Source organism: Streptomyces sp. NPDC001927, from assembly GCF_053594455.1.
This window is the reverse complement of sequence record NZ_JBSFEN010000003.1, coordinates 84,966-99,579: the sequence shown is the minus strand read 5'-3', so window position 1 is coordinate 99,579 and position 14,614 is coordinate 84,966. Positions and strand designations below refer to the sequence as shown.

General features: G+C 72.8%; 9 protein-coding genes. 6 read left to right on the top strand and 3 right to left on the bottom strand.

Annotated features, from left to right (window positions below; translation table 11 throughout):
- Positions 1-92: 92 nt before the first annotated feature.
- The gene (locus ACWCO8_RS08100) at positions 93-629 is read right to left on the bottom strand and encodes a hypothetical protein (RefSeq protein WP_451031520.1); all 537 of its coding nucleotides are present in this window, start codon (positions 627-629) and stop codon (positions 93-95) included.
- 212 nt (positions 630-841) lie between these two features.
- Between ACWCO8_RS08100 and ACWCO8_RS08095 the strand changes: the two genes are divergently transcribed.
- The 3 genes from ACWCO8_RS08095 to ACWCO8_RS08085 all read left to right on the top strand — a co-directional run bounded on the left by ACWCO8_RS08095 (position 842) and on the right by ACWCO8_RS08085 (position 7,581).
- Positions 842-4,912, top strand: a complete 4,071-nt coding sequence (locus tag ACWCO8_RS08095) for a hypothetical protein (protein ID WP_451031519.1) — start codon at positions 842-844, stop codon at positions 4,910-4,912.
- A 133-nt stretch (positions 4,913-5,045) separates the two neighbouring features.
- The gene (locus ACWCO8_RS08090; protein ID WP_451031910.1) at positions 5,046-6,761 is read left to right on the top strand and encodes an ABC transporter ATP-binding protein; all 1,716 of its coding nucleotides are present in this window, start codon (positions 5,046-5,048) and stop codon (positions 6,759-6,761) included.
- Between the two features lie 175 nt (positions 6,762-6,936).
- The gene (locus tag ACWCO8_RS08085; protein WP_451031518.1) at positions 6,937-7,581 is read left to right on the top strand and encodes a LysE family translocator; all 645 of its coding nucleotides are present in this window, start codon (positions 6,937-6,939) and stop codon (positions 7,579-7,581) included.
- A gap of 105 nt (positions 7,582-7,686) precedes the next feature.
- On the opposite strand, the gene ACWCO8_RS08080 is transcribed toward ACWCO8_RS08085, so the two are convergent.
- Positions 7,687-9,555, bottom strand: a complete 1,869-nt coding sequence (locus ACWCO8_RS08080) for an ABC transporter ATP-binding protein (RefSeq protein ID WP_451031517.1) — start codon at positions 9,553-9,555, stop codon at positions 7,687-7,689.
- The gene (locus ACWCO8_RS08075; RefSeq protein ID WP_451031516.1) at positions 9,552-11,249 is read right to left on the bottom strand and encodes an ABC transporter ATP-binding protein; all 1,698 of its coding nucleotides are present in this window, start codon (positions 11,247-11,249) and stop codon (positions 9,552-9,554) included. Before ACWCO8_RS08075 ends, ACWCO8_RS08080 begins: the two co-directional genes overlap by 4 nt.
- A 266-nt stretch (positions 11,250-11,515) precedes the next feature.
- On the opposite strand from ACWCO8_RS08075, the gene ACWCO8_RS08070 reads away from it, so the two are divergent.
- Genes ACWCO8_RS08070 through ACWCO8_RS08060 form a run of 3 tightly spaced genes read left to right on the top strand, consistent with a single transcriptional unit; the run spans position 11,516 to position 14,600 of the window.
- Entirely contained in the window at positions 11,516-12,592 is a 1,077-nt protein-coding gene (locus ACWCO8_RS08070; protein ID WP_451031515.1) for a FecCD family ABC transporter permease, read from the top strand.
- On the top strand, positions 12,589-13,698 hold the full coding sequence (locus ACWCO8_RS08065) for a FecCD family ABC transporter permease (protein WP_451031514.1): 1,110 nt from the start codon (positions 12,589-12,591) through the stop codon (positions 13,696-13,698). The genes ACWCO8_RS08070 and ACWCO8_RS08065 overlap by 4 nt, the downstream gene beginning before the upstream one ends.
- Entirely contained in the window at positions 13,695-14,600 is a 906-nt protein-coding gene (locus ACWCO8_RS08060) for an ABC transporter ATP-binding protein (protein ID WP_451031513.1), read from the top strand. The genes ACWCO8_RS08065 and ACWCO8_RS08060 overlap by 4 nt, the downstream gene beginning before the upstream one ends.
- Positions 14,601-14,614: the final 14 nt, after the last annotated feature.

Below are 14,614 nucleotides of genomic sequence, written 5' to 3'. Positions count from 1 at the left end.
CCGCCCGTGGAGCACTCTCCACGGGCGGCGGCGTTTCTTGAGGACGGGGTCCTAGAGGATTCTTGAGGACGGGCTCCTAGGAGGACGGGGTCCTAGAGGGTGTCCACCCAGTTCCGGAGCAGCTCCTCCCGCTGCGCCACGCGGGGCGACGACCCCTCGTCCCATGTGCGACCCCACTCGGCCATCGCGGCCAGCGTGGTGGCCATCGTCGCGGCGCCGTCGGTGAGGCGGGACAGGAGCGCCTGGGAGAGGTCGGCCTCCGCCGCGGAGTAGCCGACGGCGGCGGCCGCGTACACCGGGAGCTCTTCCTCGCCGTCCTGTGATTCCAGCCGCAGCGTCATCAGCGCCGGGCCGCTGTTGGACGGCCCGGGGCCTCCCGGCATCGCGAGGTTCACCACCGTGTCGAGCGCCATCTCCGTGACCGCGCCGATCTGCCGCTTCAGGGTCTTCACGGGGACGGCCGACATCGTCAGGGCCCGCACGTCCTCCCACAGGAAAAGGCGCGACTGCCCGTCCCCGAGGGCCAGCACGCCCTCGGGGGTCAGCCGCACCCCGGGAGCCAGACCGGCCGGCTTCGCGCCCACGTACACATCGCCTTCGGCGATCCAGAACAGGCCCACCATGGCCATCGGTTGCTCACTTCCCCCGACGACCATGCCGTCGTTGTCACGTACACCAAACAATCGGAACGCCCTCCGCAACGCGCGAACGACCTGGGAAGTTCCCCTCCGGGCAGGGGAGCGAGAGGTGCGGGGAGGTGAGCGAGAGGGGGCGGGCGGCGATGTCAGTGACGCCGCGTAGCGTTGGGGGTATCGATCAACAGCACGGGGGAGACCGGCGCATGGGCACGCGTGTCGAGAACGGCGGCTACACCGCGGAACTGACGGACGACCTGGAGGTCGTCTACCGCAATCCGCAGGGGCGGAAGGTGAAGAACGTCCCCGAACCCCTCTCCGGAACGCCGGAACTCGGCCTGATGCTCAAGACCTGGACGCAGCTGAAGAAGCAGCGTGAGGCGTGCCGGCAGCAGGCGCGCGCATGGGCGCAGGCCGGGGCTCGTGTCCCGCGTGCACTGGCCGATGCCGATCCGCTCTGGCGGGAGGCCCTGGAGTCCGAGGCCGTCGACTTTGACGACGCACTGGGCGACGGCGGCCTGTGGGCGCGTACGTACACCGGGTTCGACGGCCGCACGCTCACCCTGCTGCTTCCCGAACAACTCGTCCCGTACCGCGACCGCTTGATGCGCGAGGAGGGCTGGGAGCCGGACGGCTGCTTCTCCACGGGCGTTCCGGACCCCTCCGACGGGGAACTGCCCTTCCCCGAGCGGGTCGTCGCCGCGCACCCGGGATACGAGGAGCTGGCCGCCCAGAAGCTCATCGCCCTGCAGGACCGCACGAGCGGGTGGAGGTTCCTCTTCAAGTATGACGTCGACGTGATCCTGCGTGAGCTGGAGGAGTCGGCTCCCGCGCTGATGGTCACCTTCCTCGACGAGTTGGCCGACCTGGCCCTGGAGAAGGGCGAGCAGCAGACGGCCACCGCCTGGTTCGGGCGCGCCCGCACGGCCGAGCGGACGCAGGCGCACAAGGTCGACCGGGAGTGGCTGGCGGGCCGCTACCTCGCCTACGCCGAGGGCAAGGCCCTCTCCGCCACCGTTCTGCGTGCCTGGGCTCGCGACCTGGCCGTCAAGGGCGTGGCGACCGGGGCGGACCTCGCCGGCTTCCGCCACGTGGTCGTCCGCCGCGTCCAGGCCTCGGGGGAGCTGTACCCGCAGCTGGCCGCCGACGTACGCAAGATCGCCAGGGCCGCCGGTCTCGAACCAGAGCGGGAACTGGCCACGCTGCTGGGAGAGGTGTGCGCGGTCGGCGCCATCTCGCTGAGCGACGACAAGTTCTGGGCCGACTGCTTCAAGGGCTCGGCCATGGACCTCGTCGGCGATCACGCCCCCGAGGCGGTGCGTCAGGTGCTGAAGCTGCGGCCCAGGTGGTTCAGCGAGAACGCCAAACTGTGGCGGGAACTGCTCGAACGCAGCGGTGCGCTGGCCCTGCTCAGTGGTGAGGCCGACGGGCTGCCTGCGGGCGAGGCCGCCGCCTGGCTGTCCGAGTGCGTCGATGTGAACAGTCAGCGGAACGGTCCCTGGCGGGTCATGTACGAGATCGCCGAGAGGATCGCGCCGAGGCTGGCCGCCGACGGTGTCCCCGTGGAGTTCTCGTACGACACCTTCGCCCGGCGGACCGACAGAAGGACCCCTCTCGACCTCATCGACCTGCTCCTCGAGCACGGCGCCCCGGTCGCCGACCCGCCGGCGCTCCTCGGCCCTTCGGAGCTCTACCACCTCCACCTCGACCGCCGGCCGAAGCTGGAGCACCTGCGGGCCGACGCGCGCTTCGCCCGCGAACTGCGGGCGCGGGTGCGGGCCGACCTGGAGATGACCACCGGGAGCCAGGCGACCAACAGGTGGTACCAGCCGCAGGCCACCAAGGGCTGGGAGCAGATCCCGCCGCTCTTCGACAACGCGATCGGGCACGAGGAGATCCGCGCCTGGTCCGACCGTGAGCGGGCGAGGCTGCGCGCCGGGGTCGACTTCGAGGAGCTGATCCTGCTGCTGGGCCGCTACGCGCACGTGGGCGTGGCGACGGACCTGCTCCTCAAGGACGCGGACGCCGCCGCGGAGTTCGCGGCGGTGGACGTCATGCCGCTGCTGATGGCCGAACTGCCCGACACCGTCACACGTGAGCAGGTGGAGGAGCTGGTGGCCAGGCTCGAGCCGTACCACGTCGACGACGAGGGCGTACGAGGGGTCAATCGCGGACCGATCCTGGAAGCACTGCCGCAGCTGGGCGAACCGATCCACAGCCTGGCCGCCCGCTCCCTGGTCATGGCCGCGAACTGCCGTGACGGGCTCCAGCGGCTGGTCCGGCGCTTCACCCCGGAGGAGGACCGTCCGACGTCCGAGCAGTCGCCCTCGCCCGAGGCGGAGTCGGACGATCCGGACGTCCGGATGAGCCGTCGGCTGGTGCGGCTCGCCGAGCACGGCACCACGGTCTGGGGAGGCGATCCGGCGCTGCCCGACGCCACGTTCGACAACCTTCCCCGTGACAACAGTTTCCGTCACACGCACGCCTGCGCCGCGCCGCTCGCCCTGAGCGCCGTCTCCGCCAGGGTCGGCGGCCGGACGGACCGGTCGCTGCGGGCGTACGCCGCCCACCCCCTCCTCGCCGGGGAACCGGGCCGCTGGCGGATCGGTCGCTGCGAGGCGCCCGAGGACGGTACGGACGTCCAGCTGCCCCTCCCCGGGAAGGTCTTCCGCACGGCGACGTCCGCCTCCGTCGTCCTGGGCGGTGGCAAGTCCCACCGGATGCTGTGGGAGTACGCCCCCGACGGCTCCTTCTCCGAGGACGGTCCACTGGCCCCCGCGGGGTTGAAGCTCACGCGCGCCCATGTGCTGGAGCCGGTCCGTCCCGGCGCCTGGTTCGCGCGCTTCGCCGAGCTGTTCCGCGAGCGTGGTCCGGCGCCCGCCCGCCCCGAGCTCGCGGCGGCCTTCGCCGCGCGGCTCGGCCTCACCGTGGCGGAGGCCACCGTGCTGCTGATGGCGCACGTCCCCTGCGCGCCGCACCAACTCGACGACGAGGACGGCTTCCTCTCCCGTCACCCCAGCGCCGACATGGAGCCCTGGAACATTCGGCGGCAGGAAGCGGACGAGGCCGCCGGCGCACTGGCGTCCGCACTCGCCCCCAGGTTCGTCACGACGCTCTACGACAAGCTCCTCCCCGACGACCCCGAGCAGCTGTGGACCACCGGCCCCGACGTCGACCGCGCGGCCGGGTGGTGGGCGCACGAGCTGGGCGCGCCCCTGCCCGTACCCCCGGCGCTGCTGCTCTCCGCCACCAAAGAGACCCTCCTGCCCAAGGGCGAGCGTGCCCTCCACCGCGTGCACAGCCGGGACTCCCGGGCCTGGTGGCCCCACCTGCGACTGCCCGCCCTGCTCGGCCGCCTCGCGACCGGGGCGCACTGTCTCGACACCCACCGGTCGGCCCTGCTGGGTGAGCCCCAGGTCCTGGCGCTCCCGAGGACGGCCGCCTGGATCGCCTACCGCACCCAGGCCGGCGATCCGCTGCGCCCCGTGGTGGGCGCGGCGATCTCCCGCCTGCGCGAGGAGTTGGCGTCGGCCACGGGACCGCTCACCGTCTTCTCCCTCCAGAGCAACTACCTGATGGGTCCGCCCCCTTCGACCGAGGCGCTCGCCGCGCATCCGGCGGTCACGGAGGAGGCCGACCCGGTGTACGACGTACGCCACATCCGGGTGGACCCGGCCGCGCTCAAGGGGGCCGACGATCCCCTCCTGGACACGCTGGACGCGTACCTCGACTCCGTACTGCCCTCCCAGTGGCTGCCCGCCCTGTCCGGGCTGCCCGCCCTCGCGGACCTGCGGCTCCTGCTGAGCGACGACTTCGCCGCGCTGGGGGAGCACCTCACCGGCGAAGGGGAGCGGGCCCCGGGCTGGGAGCAGAACCCGGCACTCTCGGCGCCGCATCTCGTGGAGGAGTGCGCTACGTCCTACGGACTGAGCGAGGACGCGGCGGCGCTCCACCTGATGCTGCTCGCCCTGCCGGACCCGTCGGACCGCAACGTCAAGGCGTGGACGGGGTGGAAGCCGACCCGGTTCAAGGCGGCCGAGGCCGAACTGGGCTCCTCTGGCCGCGTGCTGCGCGCGGTGCGGGCGCGAGCGGGCCGCTCCCTCTTCCTGCCGGGCGCCTGGCAGGAGCGGAAGCCGCCGCGCCTCCCGATCGAGGTGGCGAAGCTCGGCCTGCTGCCGCTGGCGAGGGAGCACCGGTCGACGTCCCACCTGGCCGCGGTGCCCTCGGGCCCCCTGCCCACACTGTTCGAGCGGGCGTGGGCGGGCCGCAGGGCCTGACGACCGTCAACCATCGACCCCACCGACGCGTCTGATGTTGCGCCGCACCGAACCAGAGGGAGCAAGCGTGGCCACCACGACAGAGCCGCCCACCGCACTCAAGGAACCCGACACCGACCCGCCGCCGTGGCGCATGCTCCTCGGGTACGTCCGGCCGCACCGCTGGACGCTGCTCGGCGGGGCGGTGCTGTCGCTGGTCACCGGGGCCACCGGGCTCGCGCTGCCGCTGGTGGCCAAGTACCTCATCGACGCGCTCTCGGACGACCGTCCCATCACGGGCGCCCTGTTGCTGATGTCGGTGCTGGTCGTCGCGAACGCGGGCATCGGCGCGCTGGGCGGGTACGTCCTGCGCCGCACAGCCGAGTCGGTCGTCCTGGGCGCGCGGCGCACCCTGTCGTCGTACCTGCTGAGGCTGCGCATCTCCGCCGTGGACCGCACCGAACCCGGCGACCTGATGGCCCGCGTCACCTCCGACACGACCCTGCTGCGCGAGGTCACCACCGACTCGCTCGTGGGTTTCGGCACCGGTGGCCTGACGCTCGTCGCGACGCTGGTGATGATGGGCCTGGTCGACCCGGTCCTGCTCGCGGTCACGCTGGGCGTGGTGCTTGCCGCGGGCACGGTGATCGGCGTGATCGTGCCCCACATCAACAGGGCCAGCCGGCAGGCACAGGACGCGGTCGGGGCGATGGGCGCGTCCCTGGAACGCACCCTCGGCGCCCTGCGCACCATCAAGGCGTCCGGCGCCGAGCACCGCGAGGAGCAGGCCGTGCACGCGGCGGCCGAGGAGTCCTGGCGGCAGAGCGTACGGGCCGCCAAGTGGTCGGCCCTGGCGGGGAACACGGCCGGCCTGTCCATGCAGATCGCGTTCATCACCGTCCTTGCGGTGGGCGGCGCCCGGGTGGCGACGGACGCGATCGACGTAGGAACCCTGGTCGCCTTCCTCCTCTACGTCTTCTACCTGATGTCCCCGATCCAGCAGGTCGTCGGCGCGGTCACCCAGTACCAGGCGGGCGCCGCCGCCCTCGCCCGGATCCGCGAGGCGCTGCGGCTGCCGGCCGAACCACCGGCCGAGCCCGCGCCGCTGCCGGAACCCGACGCCGAGCCGGCGGCGCTGGCCTTCGAGGACGTCCGGTTCCGGTACGCGGAGGATCTGCCGTACGTCCACCACGGGGTGAGCTTCTCCGTACCGCCGCGCGGCATGACCGCCTTCGTCGGCCCGTCCGGGGCGGGCAAGACCACGGTCTTCTCCCTCATCGAGCGGTTCTACGACGCGGAAGCGGGCGGCATCACGTTCGACGGCCGCGACCTGGCCACCTGGGAGATATCCCACCTCCGCTCGTCCATCGGCTACGTCGAGCAGGACGCACCCGTCCTCTCGGGCACCCTCCGCGACAACCTCCTCCTCGGCAACCCGGACGCGCGGGAGGAGGACCTGCACCGCGTCGTCGGCACCACCCGCCTCGACGGTCTGGTCGAGCGACTCCCGAAGGGCCTGGACACCCTGGTGGGCCACCGCGGCACGAAGCTCTCCGGCGGCGAACGCCAGCGCGTGGCGATCGCCCGCGCCCTCCTCCGCCGTCCCCGCCTGCTCCTCCTCGACGAGGCCACGAGCCAACTCGACGCCGTCAACGAGGCCGCGCTGCGCGACACCGTCGCCGACGTCGCCCGCACGACGACCGTCCTGGTGGTGGCCCACCGCCTCTCCACGGTCACCATGGCCGACCGCATCATCGTCATGGACACGGGCCGCGTACGCGCCGTGGGCACCCACGGCGAACTCGTCACCACCGACCCCCTCTACGCCGAACTGGCCACCACCCAATTCCTGGCCACGGCCGACACCTGACCGCCACGGCCGGGGCCGTTGGCGCCTGGCGTGAGGTGCTCGGAGGTGCCGAACGGCAGGGCCGTATCCTGAAGCACGCGATGTGGGCACTGCCGATGCGCGTCGCAGCCGTCCGTCGCGGCCGGGCTCGCCCACGCCGGGTACCGGGTGCACGGGGAACGAGGGGGAGCCGACAGTGATCAGCCTGGCCGCAGTGGGGGGAGTGGCCCTGGTCGAACTGGGCATGGCCCTGACTCCCGGACCGAACATGATCCACCTCGCCTCCCGCGCGATCACCCAAGGCCGCAGGGCGGGCCTGGTGAGTCTGAGCGGGACCGCCGTGGGATTCGTGTGCTACCTGGTGGCCGCGGCCGCCGGCCTGTCCGCGTTGTTCGCCGCCGTACCGCTGGCGTTCACGGTGGTCAAGCTCGCCGGGGCCGCCTACCTGGCGTACCTGGCCTGGGACATGCTCAAGCCCGGTGGCCGCTCACCGTTCGCTCCCGCCGAGGACCTGCCTCCCGTCTCGGACGCCCGCCTCTTCTCGATGGGGCTCCTGACCAACCTGCTCAACCCCAAGATCGCTCTCATGTACGCCGCCCTGCTGCCCCAGTTCATGGATCCGCAGGCGGGTCCGGCCTGGGCGCAACTGCTCCAGCTGGGTGGTGTGCAGATCATCGTGGGGCTCTCTGTGAACGCTCTGATCATGCTGGGCGCGGCACGGGTGTCGGGGTTCCTGGCTGCCCGGCCCCGCGTGATGACCGCTCAGCGGTTCGCGGCAGGGGGCCTGCTCGGTGTCTTCGCGCTGCGCACGGCCCTGACCCGTGGGCCTGCCTCGGCCTGAGCCATGCGCGCGTCAGCGGTCACGTAAGGGAATGTGCCGCCCCGTAACGCCGAAGTCCCCGTTCCACTCACCGGAGTGGAACGGGGACTTCGTGGGCTCTACGCGTTACGCAGGGACCGCCGGCTCTCGGCGGCTGTCGGACCAGGCCGACCAGAGTTCGGCGTAGCGGCCGCCTGCCGCCACCAGTTCGTCGTGGGTGCCGGTTTCGACGACGCGGCCCTGGTCCAGGACGACCACGCGGTCGGCCGTCGCCGCCTGGGGGAGGCGGTGGGCGACCATCAGGCCCGTGCGGCCCTCCAGGGCGCGGAGGGCGGCGGTCTCCAGGACGCGGGCGCCCGCGCTGCCCGCGTCGGCGGTGGCCTCGTCGAGGATCGCGATGGGCGGGTCGGTGAGGACGAGGCGGGCCAGGGCCAGGTGTTGGGCCTGGGTCACCGTCAGGCGGTGGCCGCCCTCGCCCACGACCGTGGCGAGGCCGTCGGGCAGGCCGTCGACCCACTCCAGGGCGTCGACGTGGGTCAGCGCGGCGCGCAGCTCCTCGTCCGTCGCCCTCGGCCGGGCCAGCCGCAGGTCCTCGGCGAGCGGGCCCGCGAAGACATGGACCTCCTGGCTGATCAGGGTGACCGCCCGCCGGACCCCGGCCGGGCCCAACTCGCGCGCGTCGACCCCGCCCAGGGAGATCGAGCCGGTCGCCGGGTCGTGGACCCCCGCGATCAGCTTGGCCAGGGTCGTCTTGCCCGCGCCGCTCGCGCCGACCAGGGCGACGCGTTCGCCGTTCCTGACCTCCAGGTCCACCGCGGTGAGGACGGGGTGACCGTCCACGTAGGAGTGGCCGAGGCCGGAGACCTTCACCGAGCCGTCCACCGGTGCGGCGGCCTGACTGTCGGGCTCCCGTTCCGCCGGGAGGCTCGAGACGCCCACCAGGCGCGCGAGGCTCGCGCCCGCGGACTGCGCGTCGTCGATCAGGAAGAGCGCGGCGTTGATCGGGTTGAACAGGCCGTGGAAGTACAGCGCCGCCGCCGTCGCCGTACCGATGCTCACCGAACCCGTGTCGACGAGGAAGAACCCGGTCAGCAGGATCGAGGTCATGCCGATGAACTCGGCGATGTTCAGGCGCGAGAAGAAGCCCGAGACGAGGTGCATGCCGCGCGCCGCCAGGCCGACCGCCGCCTGCGAGCGCTGCTCCAGGAGGTCGGCGTGCCGGCCGTTCAGCCGGAACGCCCGTACCGTACGGACGCCGCCGACGCTGTCGAGGAGCTGGTGCTGCAGGGCGCCGGTCGCCACCCGGTGGGCGGCGTAGATGGTCGCGGCGCGCGGGATGTACCAGCGGACCGTGAGGATGTGGACCGGGACGGCCACGAGCACCGCGAGCAGGAAGCGCCAGTCGAGGACGGTGAGGCCCACCAGCGTCAGGATGATCGTGAGGAACGCGCCGGCGAACTCGGGCAGCGCCTGCCGTACCGCCTTCGCGATCAGCGTGACGTCACCCGTGACGCGCGAGGTCAGGTCGCCGGAACCGGCCTGCTCGACCCGTTCGAGCGGCAGGCGCAGCGCCCGCGCGATGAACCGTTCCCGCAGATCCGCGAGGATCGTCTCGCCGAGCCTGGCCACGAGCGACTTGCCGATCGCGGTCGCGACGCCCCGGGCGACGGCGACCGCGAGCAGGAGCAGCATCGGCACGGTCAGCGCGCCCGCGCCGCTCTTGTCCACGACCAGGTCCACGATGCGGCCGAGCAGCGGCGCGGTCAGCAGCCCGATGCCCGTACCGACGACGAGGACGGTCACCGCCGTCACCGCGAGGAGGCGGTGGTGGCGCAGGAGTTCACGGACGACGGAGAAGGTCTGCGCACCGGTGGCGGTGGGCAGGAGCTCGCGTTCGGGCGTGCCGGGTCCGGATCCGGGTCCGTTCATCGTCCGTCCTTCGTCCTTCTTCGTCTCACGGGTGTTCTGAGGGGCCTTGTCCTGGGCGCTCGTCATGCCAGCACCGCCGCGCGGTACGACTCGTGGGCGGCGACCAGCTCCGGGTGGCTGCCCTCGGCCGCGACCCGGCCGTCGTCCAGGACGACCACGACGTCCGTGCCGGCCAGCAGCGCCGGGCTCGTCGTGACGAGGACCGTCGTGCGGCCCTTGCGGAGGTCGCGCAGCCGGGCCGCGATGCGGGCCTCGGTCACGGTGTCGACGGCCGTCGTCGGGTCGTGGACCACGAGCACCGGCGGGTCGGCCGCCAGCGCGCGGGCGAGGGCGACGCGCTGGCGCTGGCCGCCGGAGAGCGACCGGCCCCGCTCGGTGAGGACGGTGTCCACGCCGTCCGGCAGCGCCTGGGCGACGTCGTCCGCCGCGGAGGCCGCGAGCGCCGGGCCCACGTCGACTCCCTCCGTGTGCGCGCCCGCCCGTACGTTGGCCAGCAGGCTGTCCTCGAACAGGTCGGCGTCGTGGTGGGCGACCAGGATCGCGCGGCGCGCGTCGGCCGGGCCGAGGTCGGTCAGCGGTACGCCGTCCAGCTCGACGCTGCCCTCGGCGGGGTCGAGTTCGCGGCCCAGGCAGAGCAGCAGGTCGTTGGCGGCGGCCGCGTCGCGCGCCACCACGCCGACGAGGCTGCCGGCGGCGATGTCGAGGTCGATGCCGCGCAGCGCGCCCTGGGTCACGCCGCGCAGCCGCAGCCGGCCGGCGACCCGCTCGGGCAGCTCGGCGGTCCCGGCCGCGACGGCCGGCGGCGAGGCGAGGACCTCGGCGATCCGGTCGGCCGAGGCACGGCCCTGGGCGAACTCGCCGTTGACGTAGGTGAGGAGCTGGAAGGGGCCGAGGAGGTACTGGGCGAGGCCGACGGCCGCCACCAGCTCACCCACGGTGATGCTGCCGCTCATCGCGAGGTGCGCGCCGACGAGGCCGATGGCCGCGATGAAGATGCCCGTCAGGGCGAGGATCGCGCCGTCGTGCCAGGCCCGGCTGGTCGCGGCCCGCAGCGCGGCCGCGAGCGAACTCCGGCTCGTTTCCCGGTACCGGTCGACCGCCGCCGCCTCGGCGCCGATGCCCTTCAGCACCCGCAGGCCCCCGACCAGGTCGGCGGCGACACCCGAGGCGTGGGCGGCGTGCTCCTGCTCCGCCTCGCTGCGCCGCTCCAGCGGCCGGCTGATGACATGGCCGAGCCACAGCAGCGGCGGGACACCGAGCAGGACGAGGAGGCCGAGGGGTACGGAGATGCGGAGCAGGGCCACCGCGCTGACCGCCAGACCGGCGATCGCGGAGAGCGTGTACGGGAGCGCCGCGGCGACCGAGCCGACGCGCCGGGCGTCGCCGGTGGCGACGGCGGTCAGCGCGCCGGGCAGTCGGCCGGCGTCGGCGCCGCCCCTCGGGTCGAGGACCCGGGCGCCGAGGTCGAGCCGGATCCGGTGCGCGGCGGCCTCGCCGGCGCCCTCGGCGAGCCGCGCGGAGTTCCGGTAGCAGGTCGACAGGATCAGGAAGAGACCGGCGAGCACCAGGAGCCAGCGCAGCAGCGCGCCCGACGAACCGGTCGCCACCGCCTGGTCGATGACCAGACCGATGACGACCGGGACGAGGGCCTCGCACGCCTGGTGCGCCATGCCGAGGAACGAGGCCACGCTGACGCGGCGGCGCTGATCGGCGAGCGCTCTGCGGAGGACGGCGCCCCCCGTTGGTCCTCCAGCGGGCATGCGGATCCTCCACAGAAAGGGGGTGTGATAGTTAGGTAAGGCTACCTTAAACACGGCTGGTGCCAAGGGTGCGTGGCACCCCCGCGGTCATCTTCGCAGCGTGCGGGGTGATCGGGAACGTACCCTCGCGTTGACCCCGCCCCGACTGTACGGTTAGCCTCACCTAAGTTCCATACGAGGGTGTGTCATCTCGCGTGCCACACACCCGTGTTCATCGCTTCGCGCGGCTCGCGGGGCGCTCGATTCCGCCGCCAGGGGAGTGGTCGTTGTCCGTCGAAACCCGGGCGGCGCCCGGAACCGAGACCGGTGATCCCGCCGGACCCGTCGTGCCCACGGCCCGTCCGGCAGCGGTGGCCCTCAGGAGCCTCGGCCTCCTCGTGACGGTCGGCGCGCTGGTCCTCGTCTCGCTCGTCAGCGTCTGGGTCGGTACGCGAGGCATTCCGTTCACCTCCGTCTGGCAGCTGCTGTGGTCGCCCGACGGCTCGGAAGCCTCCGTCATCGTCCACGACTACCGGATCCCCCGAACCGTGCTCGGCCTCCTCGTCGGGATGGCCCTCGGCCTCTCCGGCGCCCTGATGCAGGCCTTGACCCGCAACCCGCTCGCCGACCCAGGACTGCTCGGCGTGAACCTGGGCGCCTCCGCGGGCGTCGTCGTCGCCATCGCCTTCCTCGGCGTGGCCGCGCCGCTCGGCTACGTGTGGTTCGCCCTCGCCGGCGCCGCCGCCGCGTCCGTGGGCGTCTTCCTGCTCGGCTCCTCCGGGCGGAAACTGGCCACCCCCGACCGGCTCGTCGTCGCCGGGGCGGCCGTGACCGCCGTGCTGTACGCCTTCAACTGGGGCGTTCTGCTCTTCGACCCGGAGGCCTTCGACCAGTTCCGCTACTGGACCGTCGGCTCCCTCGCCGGCCGCTACGGCGACATCGTGCTGCTCATGCTGCCGTTCGTCGTCGTCGGCCTCGTCCTCGCCTTCGTCCTCGCGCCCTCCCTCAACGCCCTCGCCATGGGCGAACAGATGGGGCGCGCCCTGGGCGTCCACGTCGGCCGCACCCGCGTCCTCGCGGCCGTCGCCGTGATGCTGCTCTGCGGGGCGGCCACCGCCGCGGCCGGACCGATCGGCTTCGTCGGCCTGGCCGTTCCGCACGTCGCCCGGTTCGTCGCCGGCGCCGACCAGCGCTGGGTGTTCGCGTACTCGGCGCTGCTCGCACCGGTCCTGCTCATCGGCTCGGACGTGCTGGGCCGGGTGCTCGGAGCGCCGGGCGAGGTGCAGGTCGGCATCGTCACCGCGTTCCTCGGGGCGCCCCTGTTCATCGCGCTGTGCCGCCGTCGAAAGCTGGTCATGCTGTGAGCGCCGTACGGGAGACGGACGTCTCCACCCTCAAGACCCCGCCGCAGCCGCAGCCCGTCCCCCGCGTGATCAGCGGCCGGGTCGTCCGCGCGGGATCGGGCGGCCTCTCGCTGCGCTTCCAGGGCCGTACGATCGCGGTGACCGCCCTGCTGTTCCTCGCGCTCGTCGTCGTCATCGGCATCACCCTGACCACCGGCGACTTCAAGTTGACCGTCGGGGAGGTCGTCGGCGCCCTCACCGGAAACGGCTCCGGCGCCGCCGACTTCGTCGTCAACACCCTGCGCATGCCGCGCATCCTGACCGCGGTCTTCGTCGGCGCGGCCCTGGGCGTGAGCGGCGCGATCCTGCAGAGCCTCACCCGCAACTCCCTCGGCAGCCCCGACATCATCGGCTTCACCAACGGCTCGGCCGTGGGCGCGCTCGTCGTGATCATCGTGCTGCGCGGCAGCATGACCCAGATCGCGATCGGCGCCCTGATCGGCGGCCTCGCCACGGCCCTCGTCGTCCATCTTCTGCTGATCGGCCGCGGGTTGCAGGGGTTCCGGCTCGTCGTCATCGGCATCGGCGTCAGCGCCCTGCTGCTCGCGGTCAACTCGTACCTGATCACCCGGGCGACCTTCCAGGAGGCCCAGGAGGCGCAGGCGTGGCTGATCGGCAGCCTCGGGAACCGGCTGTGGATGCACGCCAACGCCATCGGACTCGCCCTCGCGGTCCTGCTGCCGCCCGCCCTGCTCCTCTCCCGCCGCCTCTCCATGGTCGAGATGGGCGACGCCACGGCGACGGCCCTCGGCGTCAACGTGACGCGGACGCGCACGATCCTCTTCGTCATCAGCGTCGCCCTCGCCGCGTTCGCGACCGCCGTCACCGGCCCCATCGCCTTCATCGCCCTGGCCGCGCCCCAGGTGGTCCGCACCCTCACCCGTTCCTCGGGACCCGCCCTGGTGTCCTCCGCCCTCATGGGCGCCTTCCTGCTCGCCCTGAGCGACCTCGCCGTCCAACGGCTGTTCGCCCCCGCGCTGCTGCCCGTCGGCACGGCGACCGGCGCCGTCGGCGGCGCCTACCTCATCTGGCTGCTGATCACCGAGTCGCGAAAGAGCCGCGCATGACTGGAACGAAGAACGCCCCCGGCCCCCGGCTGCGCGCCGAGGACCTCACGCTCTCCTACGACCAGCGGACCGTCGCGACGGAGCTGAGCGTCGACATCCCCGACCACTCCTTCACGGTCATCCTCGGGCCGAACGCCTGCGGCAAGTCGACGCTGCTCACCGCGCTCGCCCGGATGCTCAAGCCCAAGGCCGGTCAGGTCTACCTCGACGGCGCCGCCATCGCCTCGTACCGCTCCCGCGAGGTCGCCCGCCGGCTCGGCCTGCTCCCGCAGTCCTCCAGCGCGCCCGGCGGCATCACCGTCGGCGACCTTGTGGCCCGCGGCCGATACCCGCACCAGCGGCTGCTCAAGCAGTGGTCCGCCGAGGACGAGGCGGCCGTCGTCGAGGCGATGCGGCAGACCGGCGTCCTGGAGCTCGCCGACCGACCCGTGGACGACCTCTCCGGCGGCCAGCGGCAGCGGGTGTGGCTCTCCATGGTGCTCGCCCAGCAGACCTCCATCCTGCTGCTGGACGAGCCGACCACGTTCCTCGACATCGCCCACCAGGTCGAGGTCCTCGACCTCTGCGCCGAACTGCACGCCCGCAAGGGCCAGACCGTGGTGGCGGTCCTGCACGACCTCAACCAGGCCTGCCGGTACGCCACTCACCTCATCGTGATGCGACCCGGCGGCGTCATCGCGGCCCAGGGCGACCCGGCCACGGTCATGACGGCCGAACTGGTCGAGGAGGTGTTCGGGCTGCGCTGCCGGATCATCGACGACCCCGAGACCGGCACCCCGCTGATGATCCCCGCCGCGCCCCGCCGCTTCGAGCCGGAAGTCGACGAGCCGTCCGACCAGGCGCCCGCCCCAGCATCCGAGGACGCATCCGACGCGGCCGCCGTCCTCGCCGAGACCCCGTAGTTCCTACGAACGGA

Excerpts from the sequence above, each read along its gene's own strand:
- ACWCO8_RS08100 (WP_451031520.1), bottom strand. The coding sequence starts at position 629 with ATGGCCATGGTGGGCCTGTTCTGGATCGCCGAAGGCGATGTGTACGTG.
- ACWCO8_RS08095 (WP_451031519.1), top strand. The coding sequence starts at position 842 with ATGGGCACGCGTGTCGAGAACGGCGGCTACACCGCGGAACTGACGGAC.
- ACWCO8_RS08090 (WP_451031910.1), top strand. The coding sequence starts at position 5,046 with ATGCTCCTCGGGTACGTCCGGCCGCACCGCTGGACGCTGCTCGGCGGG.
- ACWCO8_RS08080 (WP_451031517.1), bottom strand. The coding sequence starts at position 9,555 with ATGACGAGCGCCCAGGACAAGGCCCCTCAGAACACCCGTGAGACGAAG.
- ACWCO8_RS08075 (WP_451031516.1), bottom strand. The coding sequence starts at position 11,249 with ATGCCCGCTGGAGGACCAACGGGGGGCGCCGTCCTCCGCAGAGCGCTC.
- ACWCO8_RS08060 (WP_451031513.1), top strand. The coding sequence starts at position 13,695 with ATGACTGGAACGAAGAACGCCCCCGGCCCCCGGCTGCGCGCCGAGGAC.